The following is a 21,131-nucleotide window of genomic DNA, read 5'->3' as shown; positions in this document are numbered from 1 at the left end:
TATGTGGTCACCAACCCTGCATGCCCAGGATCAAAAGGCGAATGAGATCGTGTGGACGGAATTAACCAACCTGCCGCCCGCATCCGACGGCCAAAAACAGCTGGGCGTAGCCGGTGCATTCACTGGCGTGCACAATGGTGTGCTCATCGTGGGCGGCGGCGCTAATTTTCCCAATGGTATGCCCTGGGAAGGCGGCAAAAAGGTGTACCGTGATGAGATTTATGTCTTGCAGAAAAAGCAGGATGTATACGAATGGATCGCTGCCAACACAGCTCATTTGCCCGTTAAAACGGCTTACGGAGCTAGCGTTTCTGTCGCGGACGGCATTGTTTGTCTCGGCGGAGAGCAGGAGAATGACGTGAGCAACAAGGCATTTTTAATGCAGTGGAATGCTGTAAAAAAAGAAATAATTTCTAAACCCTTACCGGATATGCCGGTTGCGCTGGCCAATGCCGGCGCGACCAGCATTGGTAACGTCATTTATGTGGCAGGCGGGGAAAATAATGGCAAGCCGTCCAGCCAGTTTTTTGCATTAAACCTCTCGGATGCTGCGCCGAAGTGGGAAATCCTGCCTGCATTGCCGGTTGCCATGTCGCATTCGGTGGTGGTGACGCAGCACAATGGCAAGCAGCCGCAAGTGTATGTGCTGGGCGGAAGAAGCGCGACGGCGAGTGGGATCAGTGATTTGCATAGCAGCAATTTTACGTATGATCCGGCCAAAAAAACGTGGCGGAAACTGGCCGATATCAGTGATGGAAAGCAGGTTGCCACCTGGTCGGCGGGGACGGGCGTGGCCAGCGGCGCTTCCTACATCCTGCTCATCGGCGGGGACAAAGGCAATGTGTTTCACCAGATCGAAACATTCAATGCACAGATTGCAAAAGCGGAAACCGCAGCATTGAAACAAAAACTGCAAACTGAAAAAGTAGCGCTGCTGACTTCCCATGCAGGTTTCAGCAAAGACATTTATTTATACAACACCATTACCAACGCCTGGACAACCCTCGACGCGCTGCCCGGCCCGGCGCATGTCACGACCACTGCCGGGAAATGGGACAACGACATTTTCATCCCCAGCGGCGAAATCCGCCCCGGCACGCGCACACCCATCATTACCAAAGGCAGCATTCAGCATAAGCCATTCTTTTCCTGGATCGACTCGGCCGTTTTGGGCATTTGTTTCCTGTTGATGACGGCCGGACGATTCCTTTTTACCGGCAAGACCAGCAACACCGACGACTATTTCAAAGGCGGCGAGCGCATTCCGCAATGGGCTGCGGGCATCAGCATTTTCGGGGCGAAACTCAGTGCGATCACATTCATGGGCATTCCAGCGAAAACGTACGGGACCGACTGGACGTACTTTTTCCTGCTTATGACGATCATTATGGTGATGCCGCTGGTGGCCCGTTATTTCATCCCTTTTTACAGAAGGCTGCACGTGACGTCGGCATATGAATACCTGGGTAAGCGCTTCAATTACGGTTCGCGCGTGATGGCGTCCTCACTTTACGTGCTGCTCCAAATCGGCCGGATGGGCATCGTGGTGCTGCTTCCGAGCATTGCGCTCACGTTGGTAACAGGCATCGACATCAACATCTGCATTATCATGATCGGGGCGATCAGCATTTTCTTTACCGTCAAAGGCGGCATCGAAGCCGTGATATGGGTGGAAGTGATCCAGGTTCTGATCCTGGCGACCGGTGCGTTGTTTTGTCTGTTTTACCTGCCGTTTCACATCACCGACTGGAATGCAGGCTTCAAGGCATTGGACAACGCCGATAAATTAAAGGTCTTCGATTTCCGTTTCGATTTCACCGAACCCACATTCTGGGTGGTGGTTATCGGCGGGCTGGCTATCAACTTACTGACTTACGGGACAGACCAAACCACCGTACAACGTTACCTGACGACCAAATCCGAAAAAGAATCGATCAAAAGTCTGAAACTCGGCGCGTGGCTCACATTGCCTTCGACATTGGTTTTCTTCTCGATCGGGACTTTGCTGTTTTTGTTTTTCCGCGAGCATCCGCAGGAGGTTAATATGGCTTTGAGTGATCAGGACAACATATTTCCGTGGTATATCGTGAGCCAGCTTCCGGCAGGATTGTCGGGGTTGCTCATTGCAGGCATTTTTGCCGCAGCGATGAGCAGCACAGAGGCGAGCATGAACTCCACGGCCACATTGCTGACCACCGATTTTTACCAAAAAGTCAAACCTGAAGTCACACCGAAACAAACGCTGTTCTTTGCCAGAACCACAACATTGTTACTCGGCATTTTCGTAACCTGCATCGCGCTCTACATGGCGCATAAGGGCGTTTCTTCGCTTTGGGATAAGTTTAACACCATTCTTGGCTTGTTCACAGGCTGTATCGGAGGCGCATTTATTCTCGGCATTTTCACCAAAAAAGCCAGTGGAAACGGTGTGATGATCGGTATGGCGATCAGCTGCTTCACGCAGATCCTGATCCAGCATTACACCAGCGTTCATTTGCTGATGTACGCCTTCACAGGCCTGGTAAGCTGCGTCGTTTTCGGTTATTTATTTAGTTTAATGATGCCCGCAGATCGTGATTTAAAGGGGTTAACAATGTACGAATGATGGTCAGATTCCTGTTTTTGCTGCTGCTGAATGTGCTCGCTTTTGATTTTTCCAAAGCCCAAAATGGCGTGAATAGCAAGCTTACATTGGCCCCGGTTTTCTCGGATCACATGGTTTTGCAAAGAAATAAGCCTGTTAAAATCTATGGAAAGGCGGCAAGCGGGAGCAATGTTACAGTTCAGTTTCTGGATCAGACAATGCGGGCAAAAGCAGATCAATCCGGGAAATGGGATGTGGTTTTTCCGGCTGCGAAAGAGGGTGGTCCGTATGTAATTTCCGTTGCGGCTAATGAGCAGAAAATCAATGTTAATGATGTGCTGATCGGGGATGTGTGGCTGTGTTCTGGACAGTCGAACATGGACTTTGCATTGCGGGATGCGCAAACCGGACCCGACGAATTGCAGGCGGGTCCGTTAGATCCGGATATGCGATTGCTGAAAATGGCGCGCGCTGTTTCGACGGGTGACGTAGCCTGGGATTCCGCATCATTGAAGAAGGTAAATAGATATGAATTTTTCTCAGGCAAATGGAAATCGCCCGATAAAGCGTCCGCGGCCTCGTTTTCAGCGATCGCTTATTATTTTGGTAAACAAATAAAAAAGGAAACCAATGTGCCCATCGGCCTCATCCAGGTCGCATTGGGCGGCTCTCCGACGGAATCCTGGATCGACCGCGCACTTTTGGAAAAAGATCCGCAATTCGCCGGCATGTTCGGTGACTGGTCGCATTCCGACCTGGTTATGGACTGGTGCCGCGAACGCGCTGCCAAAAACATTACTAATGCCCGATCCAAAGATCAAAAGCACCCTTACCAGCCCGGTTACAGTTTCCAGGCAGGCATCGCGCCGCTCACCGGTTTCCCGATTACGGGCGTGATCTGGTATCAGGGCGAAAGCAATGTGTTCAATGTGCCGCTGCACGAGCAGCTTTTTACGATGCTGGTGAAAAGCTGGCGCGAAAAGTGGAATGATGCATTTCCATTTTATTATGTCCAATTATCCAGCATAGAACGGCCTGACTGGCCCGAATTCCGGGATTCGCAACGAAGGCTGCTGACTAAAATTCCAAATTCCGGCATGGCGGTCAGCTACGACTTTGGTGACTCATTAAATGTGCATCCGACCCGTAAAAAGGAAGTAGGGGAGCGGCTGGCATTGCTGGCGCTTCGGGATCATTATCAAAAGTCAGTTATGGCCAATGGTCCGGTTCCTGAAAAAGCCAGTTTAAAGAACGGAGCGATCCGGATTCAGTTTTTAATTGAAAAAACAACATTAGATCATAACAAAGCTCTTCCAAGACAGAAGCTTTTATCCAAAAAAAATGCACCGCTGACCGGCTTTGAATTGGTAACCGAGAGCGGCAAACGACTCGTGGCCAATGCCAGAATTGAAGGTGACGAAGTGATCATTCATGTTCCTGCTGGCGAGCGGATCAGGACTGTTTTATACGCCTATCAGCCATTTACACGTGCAAATCTTTATAATGAGGCGGGTTTGCCTGCTTCGACTTTTTCAATAGCAGTAAAATAAAAAGCAATGCATTACACAAAATCAGAACTGGAAAACCTGGGGGATTTTTACAAAAATCAGCTGCTGAACGACACGTTGCCGTTCTGGTTCCCGAGGTCGCTGGATGAGGAGTTTGGCGGATATCTCTTAATGCGTGATCACGACGGAACATTGATCGACGACGACAAGGCCGTCTGGATCCAGGGCCGCACGGCATGGCTGTTGGCGACTCTATATAACACCGTGGAGCCGAGGCAGGAATGGCTGGAAGGTGCGAAATCGGGCATTGATTTTTTAAATAAACATTGTTTTGACACCGACGGACGCATGTTTTTCCACATGACGCGCAACGGTGAGCCCATCCGCAAACGCCGCTATTTCTTCTCCGAAACATTCGCCGTCATTGCCCATGCAGCCTACGCAAAAGCCAGCGGCGACCAGGAAGCTGCTGAAAAAGCGCGCATTCTCTTTGGCAAATGCATTGAATATGCGACCACCCCGGGACTGCTCGAACCGAAGTTCACATCCAGGCGCCCGGCCAAGGGAATCGGTGTGCCGATGATCCTGATGAACACTGCCCAGCAACTCCGCGAAACCATTGGCGATCCGCGTTGTGATGCCTTGATCGACCAGTTTATTGAAGAAATAGAAAGGGATTTTGTCAAAGACGACATTCAATGTGTGATGGAGCAAGTGGCGCCGGATGGCAGCATTATCGACCATATCGATGGCCGCACGCTCAATCCTGGCCACGCGATCGAAGGAGCATGGTTTATTTTACACGAAGCCAAATACCGCAATAATGATCCGCGCCTGATCGCGCTGGGCTGTAAAATGCTCGATTATATGTGGGAGCGGGGATGGGATAAGGAGTTTGGAGGCATCTATTATTTCAGGGATGTGTATGGCAGGCCGGTGCAGGAATACTGGCAGGATATGAAGTTCTGGTGGCCTCATAATGAAGTAATTATCGCCACGCTGCTGGCTTATACGCTTACACAGGATAAAAAATACGCGAAATGGCACACCTTGGTGCACGATTGGGCCTACACCCATTTCCACGACCAGGAGCAAGGCGAATGGTTTGGTTACCTGCACCGCGACGGAAGCGTAGCGCAGACGGCCAAAGGTAATTTGTTCAAAGGCCCGTTCCACCTGCCGCGACAGGAATGGTATTGCGCGCAGCTAACGCAGCAATTGGTTGGACAGAGCGCGGAGACAAACATTTTGGAAACAGAAAAACAGAACTTTTGAAAATGAAAATCATAAAACTTACCCTCATTGCATTATTGATTTGTCAACTTGCCGTTCACGCGCAGACGCCCGTTTTCGTGTCGGGTGCAGAAGGTTACAAGTCATTCAGGATTCCCGCCATTGTTCGTGCGCCGAATGGTGACTTGCTCGCATTTGCCGAAGGCCGCGTGGCCGGAAGTGGCGATTTTGGTGACATCGACATTGTGATGAAACGCAGCAAAGACAAAGGCAAAACCTGGTCACTTTCACAAGTGGTGGCGGGTTATGACAAGCTGCAAGCCGGAAATCCGGCTCCGGTGTTCGATCTGAGCGATCCGGTTTTTCCGAAAGGGCGGCTGTTTTTATTTTTCAATACAGGCAATAACCACGAAGGCGAAGTCCGCAAGGGCAAAGGACTGCGTGAAGTCTGGTATATAACTTCCACAGACGCGGGCGCAACCTGGACCGAACCTGTGAATATTACTACGCAGGTTCACAAACCTAAAATGCCGGATTTGAATGCGGCTTATAATTTCAGTGAAGACTGGAGAAGCTACGCCAACACGCCCGGTCACGGCATGCAACTTACCGAAGGCCCATATAAGGGAAGGATTTACATTGCCGCCAACCATTCAGCGGGCGATCCAAAGCCAAAAAGTGCAGATTATCAGGCGCATGGCTTTTACAGCGATGATCACGGCAAGACATTCAAGCTCAGCGAAACCATTTCTTTTGAAGGCTCCAACGAAGCTACGGCGGCAGAAATTTCGGGTGGAAGGGTGATGTTCAATGCAAGAAATCAGCAGGGCGATGTGCGTGCGCGCATTGTGGCGATCAGCAGCGATGGCGGCGTGAAATGGGATACCACCTATTTTGACCACAAACTGCCCGATCCCGTTTGCGAAGGAAGCATTCTCACCATTGGCAAAAACAAAAAACAAAACATCCTCGCATTCTCCAACGCAGCCGACACCAAAAACCGTGACAATCTCACATTAAGGATCAGTTTTGACGATGGAAAAACCTGGACGAAGCAATATCTGGTAGACAAAAGCAAAAACGGCGAAAGGGATTACACCGCCTATTCGGATCTGGTGCAGACGGGGAAGAAAAGTGTAGGGGTCCTATATGAACTCGATGGCTACAAGTCCATTGTTTTCAAAGACATTAAACTGGAATATTAAAATCCTTGCAGTTCTGATAACCATCATTAATGCTGTTAACCCTGGCAGGAAATACAGCATCAATGATGGTGAATTTTTTATTTTGCAAACAAATGGCTGTCAAGACCTTACATTAGCATTGATTTTTACCAAAGCCAGTCTTTAAGCTTTTCTGCTTTTTCAAGATGGTGGTGAAGCGTGGGCAGCTTGCCGCTCGCGAAGGATTTTGTCTCCTCATCCTGGCCTAAAATAATCTCTGTTTTGAAGAGATCGATTGTTTCTACGTGGGAAACAACCATCATCATCATGTAGGTGGAATCAAAAGCCATTCCGTTCAGGGAAGCCAGGCTATCCAATTTCTTCTGTTTTGCCTCTGAAAGCATCATGGGCAGATCCACCATTTTTTTGGCAGCAAGCGCTTTTAATTCGTCGCTGGCCTTACCGTGGTCCATGACCATATGATGGCCATATTCTCTCACAGAATCGACAACTGCTTTCATTGAAGCCATTTCACCGGCTTTGATTTCAAACATATTCCCATCGGCAGCCTTGATCATGAACTGTCTGTCGGCTTCGGCAACCATACCAACCCCTTCGTGGTCTGTACAAGAAATGACTGCGGACCCAAGAGCCGCCATTAAACAAAAAAGTACGCGCTTTTTCATACGTAGTTTTGATGAATTGATAAATAATAAATGAACGTTAGTTAACATCGCATATGTAGCATTGCGATTTCGCGCCCCGGCTTTAAAAAACTGTTCCAGAAGCGCGTATCCCAGCAAACATGCAGCCATTTATTTTTTCGCAGCGTGTAGTCCGGGCCCTGATTAGAATCTTATTATAATGCGGCGTTTCGCGGTTGAATCAGAACCAAACCTGTTTTCCTGACATTCTTTTGTTGGGAATGCCCGTGGTTTTGAAACAATAGCGATGAAAATACTCATAGTAGAAGACGATGTCAGGATTAGCCACTTCTTGCAAAAAGGTTTGCAGGAAGAAGGAAACCATGTGCAGGTTGCAAGCGATGGTTACGAGGCCCGGGACATGATCCAGGCCGATCCCTGGGATCTGTTTATTTTGGATGTAATGTTGCCCGATATCGATGGATTACAGCTTACCCAGTTCATTCGTTACAAAAAAATTGATACACCGGTTTTGATGCTCAGCGCACTTGGCCAAGCCGAGGATAAGATCAAGGCACTGGATATCGGCGCGGACGACTATCTCGTAAAGCCGCTGCACTTTCCCGAACTCTTATCCCGAATCAAAGCGCTCAGGCGACGTTATGAGCTGCACTATTCCAAAGACAGAGTGATCGAATGCGGTGGTTTGTCCGTCAATGTGGATGCTAACACGATTGAGCGTGGAAAACTGGAAATCGTGCTTTCGGCGAAAGAATTTAAGCTGCTCGTTTTTTTGCTTGAAAACAAAAACCGCATTGTGACGCGCACGCAGATATTGAATGTTGTTTGGAATACGAATACAGACACATTCACAAATGTTGTGGATGTTTACATTTCCTATTTGCGGACCAAAATCGATAATCCGTTTCCTGAAAAGCTCATTAAGACCGTGAAAGGCCGCGGCTACATGATTTCCTGCCATTGATGAAAATACAGCACAAGCTTACCCTCAATTCCTCACTCGTCTTCGGGCTCGTTTTCACGGTTGCCTCGGCGCTCATTTATATTAGTTTTACAAAATCAGCAGAGAATATTTTCTTCGCTGAACTCGCGCGGACGGCGAATCTGACGGCTTCATTTTACCTTGAAGAAGACGAATTAAGCACGCGGGAATATCAGCGGATTGAAGAAAAATTCCTGAATGCAAGCGCCAATCAGGAGATCCGTCTGTATGACAAGACCGGCAAGATCCATTACGGCAAAGCCGATCCCGACACCAACATTACGATTAAAATCCTGAAAACGATCCGATCCAACAGCCGCTACAACTTCAAAGTGGGCGATGCTTTTTACTATGCCATTTACTACAGGGATAATCAGGGTTCATTCAGCATCATTATCAAGGCCCATAATCCCACATTGCAGGCGCAGGAATGGGAACTGATTAACATTCTCGGGATTGCATTGGTGATTGGTCTGGTGGTGATCGTTGCAGTGAGTTATACGCTTTCGAGGCTGGCATATGAGCCTGTTCGGCACATTATAGGACAGGTCAAAACGATTGATATGACCAGAAAACGGCATCAGCTTACCTATCCCGATACAAAAGATGAGCTCGAAGATCTTTTCAAGGAATTCAATTCCATGCTCGAAAAGGTTTACCAAAGTGTGCAGATTCAGAAGAATTTCATCAGCCATGCCTCCCATGAATTGAAAAGTCCGCTCGCTTCCATTGTCGGGAACCTGGAAGTGCTTTTGCATAAGGACAGAAAAATTATAGAGTATAAAGACGTGAACCAGCAAGTGCTGAAAGATGCCGAACGGCTCGAAAAAATCCTTCAAAATCTGCTCGTACTCGCTGGTTTGGAACAATCCGGACCGATGAAAAACAGCCGGGAACGTATGGACGAGATCCTATGGGAAGTCCTCGACCAGCTTGCGAAGGAATATCCATCCACCAGGATTAATCTGCAATGGAACCTTTCCGAGGACAAGCAGGAATTGCTCCTTTTTAACTGTGTCCACACGCAGCTTTACATTGCTTTGTATAACCTGATTGAAAATGCTGCCAAGTTTTCGGATGGCAAGCCGGTTGAGATAACTGTCAGTGAAAGAAATGCAAAGCTGCATTTGCAAATCCGGGATAGGGGCATAGGGATCAGTAAGGAGGACCTTTTGCACATTGCCGAGCCATTTTTCCGGGGTCAGAATGTAAGTAAAACCAGTGGTAGCGGGCTTGGAATGGCCATCTCGAAGAAAATTCTGGACATTCATCACATTGATATGGATATTCGGTCGGAGCGAGAAGAGGGAACGGTTATCAGTCTGCTTTTCTAAGAAATTTTCTCATTTAGATTTAATGTTGGCCTCATGCAGGTTTAATGTTGCTCAAAGAAGCGTCTAATGTTGCGCGGGTAATTTTGTGCTTTTAACAAACCCGTTCGTAGTGAAGGCACACATTGCATTGGTAATCCTCCTTTTTATCACCATTATTTTTCCGAAAGCGTCCTATGCTGCCGAGGACACATTGCGCGTTTCGCAAAAGCAGGCAGAAGCCTTGTTTCTGAACAATAACCTGGATTTGGTTGCGCAAAAGCTTAGCATTCAGCAAGCCGAGGCGCAGATCATCCAGGCGAAACTCTGGCCTAATCCCGAATTCAGTTTGGACGAAGTTAATCTTTGGGCGACGCAGAACCAGCTTTCGTCAGGTGAGACGATCCCGCCGCTGATCGGGAATTTTGGCAAAAATCGCGAGTTCACTGCCGAGCTCAGCCAGCTTATCGAAACGGGTGGAAAACGTAGAAAACGCATTGCATTAGAAACCGTTTCGCGTGACATTTCAATCGAATATTTCAGCGAGCTGCTGCGGGAACTGCGAACGCAGCTGCGCAAAAACTTTTACGAGCTTTCATTCCAACAATCCTATTTATCCGTCCTGAATGGTCAGTTAAGCGCACTGGATCAGCTGCTGGCGTCATTTGAAAGACAATATGCGCAGGGAAATCTGGGCAAGCAGGAGCTGTTCCGGCTCAAAGCATTGCGGCTTGAACTGAACCAGCAAATGCTCGAATCGCAGCGGGAAGTGCATGCCGCGCAAAAGGACCTGGGCATCCTGCTGAACATTCCTGCGAGCAAATATCTGGTCGCCGGTGCGGATCCGAATCAAACATTTGATTCGCTGAACAAATTATCACTCGAACAACTCATCACAACCGCACTTTCCAACCGTCCCGACGGCAAGATCAGCATTCTTGAACAGAAATGGTCTGAAAAAAAATATGATTATGAATACGCCCGGCGCAAGCCTGATCTCACATTGGGCTTGAATTATGACCGTGGCGGCAATTTTCTGCTCAATTTCTTCGGGTTTGGATTAAAAGTCGATGTGCCTGTTTTCAACCGGAACCAGGGAGCCATACTGGATAGCAAGATTGGCATCGACAAAGCCAGGATCGCAGCCGGGCAGAAGAACAAAATAATCGAGGCGGAAGTGACAGGCACATTCCGTGACCTGCAAAAAAGCCTGCAAGCATTCCGCAGCCTGGAAAGCTCCTACGACGCCGATCTCGATCAGGTTTTCCGGACTTATACCCAATATTTCCTCAAAAGACAGATCAATATGGTCGAATATCTCGACTTTTTCGACGCCTACATTGCCAATAAACGCACCATTCTGGTCACCCGCAAGCAGTTGCTCGACAAACGGGAAGAGCTCTCATTCATGACCGCCAGCGACATCGATTAAGCATTCCGCGAACATTCAATTTCAGAACAAACTTCCTCATGCTACACAATTCAAAAATCTTTCTGGTACTCACTATGCTTACCTTAACATTGGCCGGTTGCAACGAAAAGCAGGAAACGGTTTTGGAGAAAAATCCTAAAACCAATGCGGCTCCTGTGAGAGCTGTTGAAACTTACGCCGTGCAAATAGAACCCGTGACGCAATCGATCCGGCTTAATGGGCAGATCGAATACAATCCCAATCAGGTTGTGCACTATGCGAGCCTGGTGAACGGGATTGTGACCAAAACTTATTTTTCGCTGGGCGATAAAGTAGCAAAAGGACAAGTGCTTGCCGAGCTTCGCAGCAACGAACTGACCGGGCTGAGTGCGCAAAACAAAACGTTGAAATCACAACTGAATGTTGCGGAAAGAAAGCTCTCTGTTGTAGAATCCATGTTTTCGGATCGCATAGGTTCGGAAAAGGATTTACTGGAAGCGCAAAGCGAGGTCGCGATTTTAAAAGCGGAGATCGATAAGGTGCAGTCTAGTTTATCATTTTACAATGCGAGCTCTGAAAAAGGGATCTTTCAGATCAAAGCCCCGATCGGCGGTTATGTCGTTGAAAATAACATTTCAGCAGGCACCCAGATCAGCGGTAATGACTCCGATCTGTTCACGATATCTAACTTGTCGGACGTCTGGGTAACGACGAATGTCTATGCCGTCGATCTGCCTTTTGTACAAAAAGGAATGAAAGCCGTTATCAAGTCCAAAGCCTATCCCGACGAAGCTTTCGATGGCGTGGTTTCGGAGATTTCGCAGGTTTTTGATCCCAATGAAAGAGTGCTCAAAGCCCGCATTCTGATGCCTAATAAGGAAATGAAATTTAAGCCGGGACTGACAATAGAAGCCGTCATTAAGAAACACCTCAATGATAAAGCCATCGGCCTGCCCGCCAATGCGCTCATTTTCCATAACAACGAAAATTACCTGCTGATCCAAAAGCCCGACCAGACATTGGAACCGCGTAAAGTGACCGTGGATGTGAAAGATAACGACCGCGTATTTATCAAAAACGGAATTGCCGCCGGTGAAAAAGTGGTCATAGGCAACCAACTTCTCCTCTTTTCCGAAGCGATGAATGCTTCGAGAAAATAATCCGATATCATGCAAAAATTAACACAAAGCATCGTCGCATTTTCGCTGAAAAATACGATGATCATATTCTTTATGACAGCCGTTCTGGCCGTGGTGGGCGTGGTCAGTTACATCCACACGCCCATCGAAGCATTTCCCGACGTCACCAACACGCGGGCTCGGATCATTGTGCAATGGCCCGGACGCAGCGCTGAGGAAATTGAAAAATTCGTAACGCTGCCCGTGATGAAAGAAATGAACACGATCCCGAAAAAAACGGACGTGCGTTCCATTTCGCTCTTCGGATTATCGGTGGTAACCGTGCTTTTTGAGGATAATGTGGAGGATTTTTACGCGCAGCAATATGCCTCTACGCGGCTGAGGAACATTAACTTGCCCACAGGCGCGGAGGCTGAAATTGAGCCGCCCTATGGTGCCACGGGCGAAATTTTCCGCTATGTTTTAAAAAGCGACCGTCCGATTAAGGAGCTTACGGCCTTGCAGGAATGGGTGATCGAGCGTGAAATGGTGGCCGTGCCGGGCGTGGCGACGGTTGCGAGTTTTGGAGGGGAAGAAAAAATCTATGAAGTGCGCGTGAACCCTGCATTGCTGGCGCAATACAATCTGACGCCGCTGGACGTGTACGAGGCCGTCGAAAAAAGCAATATCAATGTAGGCGGCGATGTGATCCAGAAGGGAAACCAGGCTTATGTGGTGCGCGGAATGGGGCTGCTGGAAAGTACACAGGACATTGAGAATATCCTGATCAATGTGAAGGGCTCCACGCCGGTGCTCGTGAAGCAAGTTGCGGAAGTGGAAATCACGGCTAAGCCGCGGCTCGGGCAGGTGGCGATGGGAGAGGATAAAGATCTGGTGGAAGGCATTGTGGTGATGCTGCGGGGCGAAAACCCGAGCGAGGTGATCGGCAAATTGCAGAAAACCATCGACGAGCTGAACAACCGCATTCTGCCATCGGACGTGCAGATCGTGCCCGTTATCGACCGGACCGCACTGGTGGATGCAACTGTAAACACGGTGACGCATAATCTCGCGGAAGGCATTGTGCTGGTGTCGCTGATTGTGTTTGTGTTCTTGTTCAACTGGCGCACCACCGTTACTGTGGCGCTTGTTATCCCGCTTTCTTTCCTTTTTGCGATCACGATGCTGCGCATTCAGGGCTTGCCTGCTAACCTGATCTCACTCGGTGCCATTGACTTTGGATTGCTGCTCGAAGGGACGATGGTGATTGTAGAGAAAATCTATGTGGATCTCGAAAAATCGTCGCTCAGGCTGGGGGTGGAGCGGTTTAATAAAATGTCCAAACTCGGGCTTATCAAGCGCAGCGTGAAGAACGTTGCGTCGCATATTTTCTTTGCCCAGATCATCCTCATCGTCGCATTGCTGCCGATTTTTTCATTCCAGAAAGTGGAAGGTAAAATGTTCACACCGCTCGCATTTACCCTCGGTTATGCCTTGATCGGCTCGCTGATTCTGAGTCTTACATTCGTTCCGGCCATGTGTAAAGTGTTGTTGAAGAGGAATGTGAAGGAAGTGAGCAACCCGGTTGTCAATTTTTTCAGAAACAACATTTTCCGCCTTTACCAATGGAGCGAGCGCAACAAGCGGCTGGTTATGGGCGCATTTGTGATTTTATTTATGGTTTGCGTAGGCCGTTTCATGACTTATGGGACGGAGTTTATTCCAAAATTAAATGAAGGCGCGATCTACGTACGAGCCACATTGCCCAACAGCATTAACCTCAACGAATCCGTCAAAACTGGTCAGACGTTGCGCGACACATTGCGCTCATTTGATGAAGTAAAGTTTGTATTGAGCCAAACCGGCCGGCCCAACGACGGCACCGATCCGACTGGATTTTTTAACAATGAATTTCACATTCAGTTGAAGCCGGAAAGTGAATGGAAACGTGCTGTGAATAAGGAAGATCTGCTGCGTGAAATGAAGGAGGTGCTGGCATCATTCCCGGGCGTATCGCTCGGTTTCAGTCAGCCGATCCAGGATAATGTGGAGGAATATGTGGCGGGTGTTAAAAGCTCGCTGGTTGTCAAAATTTTCGGCGAGGATCTGGGTAACATGGAAAATCTGGCCGATCAGGTGGCTGAAAACCTGAACAAGGTGCAGGGTGTAACCGACGTGCTCGTTTACCGCAACATTGGCATTCCCGAGCTGGCTATCAAACTCGACGAAGCCCGCATGGCGCGTCATGGCGTGTCTATGGCCGACGCCCAGGCCGTGATCGAAATGACGATCGGAGGAAAAGCCGCTTCCGTTTTTTACGAAAGTGACCGCATGTTTGACATCACCATTCGTTACCAGGAAAAATACCGGAATACCGAGGAAGAAATTGGCAACATTCTCATCCCATCGCTCGATGATCATCAGGTTCCGCTCAAAGAAATCGCCAGCATTACAACCAAAACCGGCCCCGCATTCATTTACCGCGAAGGCAGCAGCCGTTACATTGGCATCGGTTTCAGCATCGACGGCCGCGACCTGGGCAGCACCATTGCAGAGGCACAGCAGGTGGTGAAGGAAAATGTGAATTTTGCCAAGAACACAAAGGTCGTCTGGGCGGGTGAATTTGAAAGTAAGGAACGTGCCACGCAGCAGCTCACGGTCATCATCCCGGCCGCTTTGGTGCTGATTATCTTCTTGTTATACATGGATTTTGGCAATGTGAAGGACACCATGATCTCGCTCATTACCATTCCGTTTGCATTCGTAGGAGGTTTTCTGTCACTCTGGATGACCGGGACCATTTTCGGGATTTCGGCGGGCATTGGTTTCATCATTCTCTTCGGCGTCTGCACCATTGACGGCATTATCCTGGTGCACGTCATGAAGGAAAACCTGCTCCACCGGCTGCCATTGAAACAGGCCATTTCCGAAGGCATTTATGGAAGGATTCGCCCCGTGATCATGATCGCCTTAATGGGCTCACTCGGACTTTTGCCAGCAGCGTTATCCAACGGAATGGGCTCCGAAATTCAGAAACCCCTGGCGATTATGATTGTAGGTGGACTGCTGATCTGCATGTTCTTGTCTTTCACCGTTTTACCGCAAGTTTTCTACTGGGCTTATCGAAAAAGTGAGGAGGGTTAGAAGAATCGTTAGCGCAATGCTCATATCATAGGTATGAATGTATCAGCTTGTTCTTTTGAGAGGGTAAATTTATAACTATGCGCTGCTCATTCCTCACTGTCTGGATAACATTCATTTTACTCACAGGCTCCTGCCTGCTGGCTAACGGACAAGCCACAGCCCGACTAACCGGCTATGTGACAGATGCCACGACCGGAAAACCAATGCAGTTTGCCAATGTATATGTCAATGGCAGCACCCAGGGGGCCGTTACCGACGAAAAAGGAGCATATGCGCTTGCCGTAAGCGCACTTGGCACGGTTGAGATTGTGGCATCTTTTGTGGGATATCAATCTGCTGCGCAAAAAATCCGGTTTGAAAATACATCTCCGCAAAAAGCCGATTTCCAGCTCAAAATAAGCGAACAAATGCTGGATGCGATAACAGTAAAAGGCAATACGAAGCGGTCGGAACGAAATTTGCGTCAGTTTAAAAAGCAACTTTTTGGTGAGCCGTTTGGCGGGCAATGCGTGCTTGTAAACAGTGACGTTCTTAATTTTAAAGAGGAAAATAATCACTTATATGCCACAGCCGATGCGCCGCTAATCGTTGATAATCAAGCATTAGGTTATAGGTTGATCTATGATTTGCAGCATTTCGATGCTACGCCTTCCGGGAAGCTATACTCGGCCGGAACGGCGCGGTTCGAAGAGCTGAAACCTGAGAACGAACGTCAGGCTGACCGGTTCCGGCGCAATCGGCTGACCGCATACGGGGGATCTATCCGGCATTTGATGGCCACCCTGGTCGATAGTACTTTTGAGCAAGCGGGCTTTCTTGTTTATCAGGAGGACGCCACCAAGCCAATCTCCGTCGAACGCAAAACCATTACGCTTACTGCTGCCATTGGCGAATACAAGCGTCTGGTGCCGATCCAGCGTTCCAAAGTGATCCGGCCCGGCCGTTTACCGACCGAGCGCCGGTTGGTTTCGCCCATGAAACTGATCGTGTTTTATACCAAAGCGGTCTCCAATTTCTCACCGTATCCCGATGCCCGTTACGCCTACACAGCACTGCAATTACCGACCGGACAGCTGCAAATGACCGTGGATGGGCTCATTACAATGCCCGAGGGCCTGGAAGTGGAAGGCTCCATGGGTGGCGACAGGCTATCCACCATGTTGCCCGCGGACTGGAAGCCCAATGCAAGTGAAATGGAATCCGTTTCAACCGGCGCACTGGCCACCAAGGGGAAATTCGCGCCGTCTGACACCGCCCTGGGAAGTATCCGTGCAAATTTTGACAATCGATATAAGCTGTTGGCACCCAGCTTGTTTGTGCACATAGATAAGCCGTTTTATGTCACCGGCGACCGCCTCTGGATGAGCGCATACTTACTCGACGCAACGAATTACCGTCGGGCCGGTGGTGAAACCGCCATGCACGTCGACCTGCTTACCTCGACAGGTAAACTGGTTGAGCATCAGTGGGTACGCATTGCAGATGGGCGCGGCCAGGGAAATCTCCGACTGTCCGATACGCTCACGACAGGAACGTATCGCCTGCGGGCCTATACCGATGAGGATGATGGCCAGCGGCGCCCTGCATTCGAGCGGTCTGTGTCGGTTTATAATTTGGTGAAAAACGGTCAGCCCGTTAAAAGTGATTCTGTTACTCAGCCATTGGATGTTCAGATTTTGCCGGAAGGCGGGCGCTGGGTTTCCGGTTTACCGGCGCGTTTGGGTATGAAAATCATACAGCCCAACGGTTATGGATTCCAGGCGGAAGGACGCATTGTGGACGATGCAGGCATTGAAGTGGTTCGGTTTAAAACCAATCGCGAGGGGATGACGAGCGTGCTGATGGAACCCAAGCCGCAGCTAACTTACTTCGCAGAAATAACCTATAATAAGGAGTTGCTGCGCATTGCTTTACCCAAACCTGAAAACCAAGGATTATTGCTTTCCGCCGACGCACTGAGTGATTCAACCAGGCTGGCGTTGACCATCATGAGTTCCAATCGGGATGCACCGGACTCGGTGTATGTGCTGATACAGCAACGCGGTGTGATAGTGGATCAGCGAAAAATCATTTTGCAAAATGGGTCAGCCAAAATAAGCCTGCCTATGCTGGAATGGTTGCCAGGCCTTGGGCAGGTTACGCTTTACGATGCCAAAGCCACGCCGCAATGCGAGCGCTTGTTTTTTGTGCCCGAATCCGTGCCGCCCGTTCTGGTAACATTGAAACTAAACAAGACGAACTATCAGCCGCGGGAACAAGTCGCGGTGAGCCTTAACCTGAAAGATAACGGAGCGCCCACGTCAGCAGCCTTGTCGGCATCGATCACCGATGCCAGCAAAGTGCCGGGCGACACCGCCGATGCCCATGTGCAAGCACACTTACTGCTGACCGGAGAACTGCGCGGGCGTGTTGAAAATCCCAATAAATACTTCGCTAATCCATCAGCGGAGATGCGCAAAGAGCTGGATGACATGCTGTTAACACAGGGCTGGCGGCGGGTAAGCGGCACGCCGGAAGCTGATTCACTCGGGGGAGTGTCGTTCAGCGGCCGCATTCTGAATCCGAAACAGCAACCTATTCCCGGCGCACAGGTTACCGTGGCGTCCACAAAGCCCGGGCAATCGTTCGAAAGATCCGCAGGCACCGACGAGCAGGGACGCTTTCGGCTACCTGGATTATCCGTTGCAGATACGGCAACATTGATGGTGCAGATTGCCGGGCGTAATTTCCGGAAAATATCTTCCAAAGAAGCCGTTCTGGTTCAGGAATGGCCTGGTAAAAGTTGGGAATTTGGTAAAATAATTGCTCCGCCAAACTGGTCCGACCTTGAAGCAGAACTGAAAGCTGCCCGCGGCCGTCAGGAAGCAAATACTGAATTATACCGTGATAAAGCAGCTAAACAGCTAGACGAAGTAACAGTTCGTGCGCAAAAATACAGTGAGAGGCCTGACGACATTCAAATGCGTAGTCTGCATAATAATGCGGACGCCACCGTCATTTTTAGTGACAAATCACCAAATTATCCGAATTTGTATGAAATGATCCAAGGGCGCTTTGCGGGCGTGACTGTATTCCGCACGGTCGCAGCAGAAGGTATAACAGCGCCCCCTGGATACCTTGTGTCTGTCCGCAGCGGTGGACAGCCCTTGTTTTTAATAGACGGTTTACCGATCGACGACCCTGACGGAAATGCGCTGATGAACTTCAATCCGAGAGATATTGAACGTGTTGAACTGTTGAAAAATGCTGGCTCGACGGGTATATACGGCGTTAGGGGTGGTAACGGGGTTATTGCATTCTACTCCAAAAGTGCGCGTTCCATGCAGGCAGGCACAAAACCGAAAGAGGGAATGACCCCGATCCAGTTCATCGGCTACCCATCGGTGCAGCGGGAATTTTATGTGCCGCGCTACGATATAGAAACAACCGACACCACCATTTCCGGCCGCGTGGACGACCGGGATGTGCTATATTGGAAACCCATGATTCAAACTGATAGCCAGGGCAACAGCCAGCTGCGCTTTCCCCTGTCAGACACCGTGCGGACATTAAGGATTGTTATACAAGGAATTACGGCAAATGGCCGCCCGGTGTACGGTGTTCAGCTGGTGCGGGTTCAGTAAAGACATTAATCAATCCTGAGTGGAGCATGCAAATCCCGTTATTCAAATAATGGCATGCGGGCGAACTCAGGGTGTTCAAGCTCCTCGAAAAGAACTGCTGCGCCGATGTTGCCTTTATACAGACTATGGTTTCTCATTTGCCCTGAATAAATGTGGGGAAGCATTTGTTTAGCGATGCGCTTGGCCTCAGTCAGGTAAAAATCGTTTTTTGTAGCATTATACACACTCAAAAGTGCATAACATTCGCCTGATCTGCCGCAGCATAAGCTGCCATTCATGCCGGGCTGGGCTGCATTCAAAAAGTGGTTGGCCGTTTTCGTCGCCAGATCCAGGTAATGTTCGTGGGAGGTGAAGTGGAATAAAGCTGTCCATAAAAAGGTGTATCCTGCCGATCCGTGACACCAGCCGGTCCATGAGACGGGTTCGGTATTGGAGATTTCCCAGCGTAAATGCCCGTCTTCTGCAATGCCCAGACTGACCAGTTGCTCAACCCTTTCGAAAAAGCGAACCGGTAAATGTTGCCCGGAAGTTTTACACCATTTCAAAGTAGCATACAAAATTCCCGCCCAGCCGTGCGCAATTCCCCTATAATTAATCGGGTTTTTCTCGCTAATGGCGGCATAGGCATCGATAGCGGACCATATTTCTTCCATCGTATTTTTGCCAAAAGCCAGCAGATCATTTTTTGTGAACCTGTCATAGGAAGGCATATTTTCCAAAATAAGCGAACTGCCAATCAACGCCGCTGACTTACCCAGCGTAAGATCCAGGTTCTCGCACGGCTGCGAGGCGTGCACTAAAAAATTGCGGGCAGCATTATAGTAACTCCCGTAATCCCCTGCGGCCTGACTAATCAGCGCCTGAACGAGATCTACTCCGCTGGGCGTATGGTAAATAGAGGAAAGCCCGACAATGGATGGAGTGAGATCCATATCTTTTGAGTAAAATCCATTCTCGGGATCGTGCGTGTAACCGGCTGCCCGATCGCTCCACACGTCCGCAAGTGCCAGTGTTTCGGCGCCGGAATTGACCAACGCTTTTCGGAAGAGCATGTACGCAATGCCTGCCGCGCCAAAATTGACCGAGCTCTTCGGCGCCAGTTGCAGTCCGGTTTTTACGAGATTTCCAGTAAATCCATAATCTTTCAGAATTGAATCCCGGAAGACCTGCACCGACATTTTCTTGTCTTCGGCAAATCGATCCGGGAAACTTTCCTGCACTTTCATCATGGCTAAATAGAAATCTTCAATGCGTTCATAACGGTCCTTTTTACGCTTGGAAAGTGCTTTGAAGATCGTTTTCTCAATGTTATCGTTTATAATAATGTCCAGGCTGCTGAAAGGAACGGGGGTTTCGCTCACAATTTGCGTAAACAATGTTTTTTTGTCATAGGAAAAATTGAGATACTGCTTGCCCGTAAATATCTGGTATAGCAAGGCCCCCAAAGCATATTGCTCACCGGCAAGTGTCGAAGGTGGGGCAGGTTTGGCGTCAAGAACAGCCTGTGCATATTCGGGTTCAAAAAAGAAACCCAGGCCGCCCCGAGCGGGAACTTGGTCGTTTGCAACCATCCTGGAAAGCCCAAAATCAATAATTTTTAATTCACCCGATGCGGCAACGATAATGTTGGCCGGATGCACATCCGAATGGATAATGCCCTGACTGTGAAGGTTTGTGTAAGCATGGAGAATTCGGCAGCAAATGTCGAGCAATGCAAGCACATTGGATTGGTCATGAAGATTATGATATTTCTCGGCAGCTTGCAAACATGTTTCGCCATCAACCCATTCCATGATCAGATAATGGTCAGTCCCATGTTCTCCGTGTTCCGCCAGAGCCGGATTGATAGCACCGTCAAGTGTGTTCAATATGTCAATTTCATTGTAAAAATTGGCCAGTAACTGGGGTGTTTTCTTACTCGTTTTGAGCAGTTTAAGCGCATAATACTGACCATTTCTTTTGATCTTATAAATTTCAGTATCCGCAACGCCGTCGAGTTTTGATACGATTTCATAGTCTTTAAACCGGTCGTCTGCCTTTAAAAATTGGTTGCCTGCTCCAAACGTATCGTCGTAAGAAACCAAAAAGCCTTCATTGCGGAGTTTCGCCAGGAAAGTATAGGAGCCTTCCAGGATCTTTTGCGCGTCCAGGTTGTTCATCAGCGCATATGTGAGGACACCTTCCGGCAGGGATTTTGGCTTGCGAAATTCCTGCAAAAGAGAGGCAGAAGATGCATCGATGATTTTGCTTGTATTTCTGGCCTGTTTATAGGTGACGATAAAGTCGTCCGCTTCGTATTCGAATTTGGCTAGCGCCTGCTCCGGCAATGCTTCTACGGGCAGCACCTGGACATCCTCCGGTAATATGTATAGTTGATTGGAAGCCATAGT

General features: G+C 49.0%; 12 protein-coding genes. 10 read left to right on the top strand and 2 right to left on the bottom strand.

The window, feature by feature from the left end; genetic code table 11:
• Nucleotide 1 precedes the first annotated feature (1 nt).
• The 4 genes from LZG74_RS22375 to LZG74_RS22360 are packed head-to-tail and all read left to right on the top strand — an operon-like array spanning nt 2 to nt 6,530.
• The gene (locus LZG74_RS22375; protein ID WP_233798715.1) at nt 2-2,605 is read left to right on the top strand and encodes a sodium:solute symporter family transporter; all 2,604 of its coding nucleotides are present in this window, start codon (nt 2-4) and stop codon (nt 2,603-2,605) included.
• Nucleotides 2,602-4,134, top strand: coding sequence for a sialate O-acetylesterase (locus LZG74_RS22370; protein ID WP_233798714.1), 1,533 nt, complete (start codon nt 2,602-2,604; stop codon nt 4,132-4,134). The genes LZG74_RS22375 and LZG74_RS22370 overlap by 4 nt, the downstream gene beginning before the upstream one ends.
• Before the next feature lie 6 nt (nt 4,135-4,140).
• The gene (locus tag LZG74_RS22365) at nt 4,141-5,367 is read left to right on the top strand and encodes an AGE family epimerase/isomerase (protein ID WP_233798713.1); all 1,227 of its coding nucleotides are present in this window, start codon (nt 4,141-4,143) and stop codon (nt 5,365-5,367) included.
• A 2-nt stretch (nt 5,368-5,369) separates the two neighbouring features.
• Complete coding sequence (locus tag LZG74_RS22360; RefSeq protein WP_233798712.1) at nt 5,370-6,530, top strand: exo-alpha-sialidase; 1,161 nt, start codon at nt 5,370-5,372, stop codon at nt 6,528-6,530.
• Between the two features lie 125 nt (nt 6,531-6,655).
• On the opposite strand, the gene LZG74_RS22355 is transcribed toward LZG74_RS22360, so the two are convergent.
• Nucleotides 6,656-7,174 carry a DUF4142 domain-containing protein gene (locus LZG74_RS22355; protein WP_233798711.1) on the bottom strand — a complete coding sequence of 173 codons (519 nt, stop codon included), beginning with the start codon at nt 7,172-7,174 and terminating at the stop codon, nt 6,656-6,658.
• A gap of 265 nt (nt 7,175-7,439) precedes the next feature.
• Between LZG74_RS22355 and LZG74_RS22350 the strand changes: the two genes are divergently transcribed.
• The 6 genes from LZG74_RS22350 to LZG74_RS22325 all read left to right on the top strand — a co-directional run bounded on the left by LZG74_RS22350 (nt 7,440) and on the right by LZG74_RS22325 (nt 18,741).
• Nucleotides 7,440-8,117, top strand: a complete 678-nt coding sequence (locus LZG74_RS22350) for a response regulator transcription factor (RefSeq protein WP_233798710.1) — start codon at nt 7,440-7,442, stop codon at nt 8,115-8,117.
• The gene (locus LZG74_RS22345) at nt 8,117-9,469 is read left to right on the top strand and encodes a HAMP domain-containing sensor histidine kinase (protein WP_233798709.1); all 1,353 of its coding nucleotides are present in this window, start codon (nt 8,117-8,119) and stop codon (nt 9,467-9,469) included. Before LZG74_RS22350 ends, LZG74_RS22345 begins: the two co-directional genes overlap by 1 nt.
• Before the next feature lie 109 nt (nt 9,470-9,578).
• The gene (locus LZG74_RS22340) at nt 9,579-10,877 is read left to right on the top strand and encodes a TolC family protein (RefSeq protein ID WP_233798708.1); all 1,299 of its coding nucleotides are present in this window, start codon (nt 9,579-9,581) and stop codon (nt 10,875-10,877) included.
• Between the two features lie 38 nt (nt 10,878-10,915).
• A complete protein-coding gene (locus LZG74_RS22335; RefSeq protein WP_233798707.1) occupies nt 10,916-12,016 on the top strand; it encodes an efflux RND transporter periplasmic adaptor subunit in 1,101 nt (366 codons plus the stop codon).
• A 9-nt stretch (nt 12,017-12,025) separates the two neighbouring features.
• Complete coding sequence (locus tag LZG74_RS22330; protein ID WP_233798706.1) at nt 12,026-15,118, top strand: efflux RND transporter permease subunit; 3,093 nt, start codon at nt 12,026-12,028, stop codon at nt 15,116-15,118.
• Nucleotides 15,119-15,195: 77 nt separating this feature from the next.
• Complete coding sequence (locus LZG74_RS22325) at nt 15,196-18,741, top strand: carboxypeptidase-like regulatory domain-containing protein (RefSeq protein WP_233798705.1); 3,546 nt, start codon at nt 15,196-15,198, stop codon at nt 18,739-18,741.
• Nucleotides 18,742-18,779: 38 nt separating this feature from the next.
• On the opposite strand, the gene LZG74_RS22320 is transcribed toward LZG74_RS22325, so the two are convergent.
• Entirely contained in the window at nt 18,780-21,128 is a 2,349-nt protein-coding gene (locus LZG74_RS22320) for a protein kinase domain-containing protein (RefSeq protein WP_233798704.1), read from the bottom strand.
• Nucleotides 21,129-21,131 lie beyond the last annotated feature (3 nt).

This window comes from Dyadobacter sp. CY327, from assembly GCF_021390415.1.
Taxonomy (GTDB): Bacteria; Bacteroidota; Bacteroidia; order Cytophagales; family Spirosomataceae; genus Dyadobacter; species Dyadobacter chenhuakuii.
The sequence above is the reverse complement of the archived record's forward strand: the minus strand, read 5'-3'. Positions and strand labels throughout refer to the sequence as shown.

Excerpts from the sequence above, each read along its gene's own strand:
- LZG74_RS22320 (WP_233798704.1), bottom strand. The coding sequence starts at position 21,128 with ATGGCTTCCAATCAACTATACATATTACCGGAGGATGTCCAGGTGCTG.
- LZG74_RS22330 (WP_233798706.1), top strand. The coding sequence starts at position 12,026 with ATGCAAAAATTAACACAAAGCATCGTCGCATTTTCGCTGAAAAATACG.
- LZG74_RS22360 (WP_233798712.1), top strand. The coding sequence starts at position 5,370 with ATGAAAATCATAAAACTTACCCTCATTGCATTATTGATTTGTCAACTT.
- LZG74_RS22365 (WP_233798713.1), top strand. The coding sequence starts at position 4,141 with ATGCATTACACAAAATCAGAACTGGAAAACCTGGGGGATTTTTACAAA.
- LZG74_RS22375 (WP_233798715.1), top strand. The coding sequence starts at position 2 with ATGTGGTCACCAACCCTGCATGCCCAGGATCAAAAGGCGAATGAGATC.
- LZG74_RS22325 (WP_233798705.1), top strand. The coding sequence starts at position 15,196 with ATGCGCTGCTCATTCCTCACTGTCTGGATAACATTCATTTTACTCACA.
- LZG74_RS22355 (WP_233798711.1), bottom strand. The coding sequence starts at position 7,174 with ATGAAAAAGCGCGTACTTTTTTGTTTAATGGCGGCTCTTGGGTCCGCA.
- LZG74_RS22345 (WP_233798709.1), top strand. The coding sequence starts at position 8,117 with ATGAAAATACAGCACAAGCTTACCCTCAATTCCTCACTCGTCTTCGGG.
- LZG74_RS22335 (WP_233798707.1), top strand. The coding sequence starts at position 10,916 with ATGCTACACAATTCAAAAATCTTTCTGGTACTCACTATGCTTACCTTA.
- LZG74_RS22370 (WP_233798714.1), top strand. The coding sequence starts at position 2,602 with ATGATGGTCAGATTCCTGTTTTTGCTGCTGCTGAATGTGCTCGCTTTT.
- LZG74_RS22350 (WP_233798710.1), top strand. The coding sequence starts at position 7,440 with ATGAAAATACTCATAGTAGAAGACGATGTCAGGATTAGCCACTTCTTG.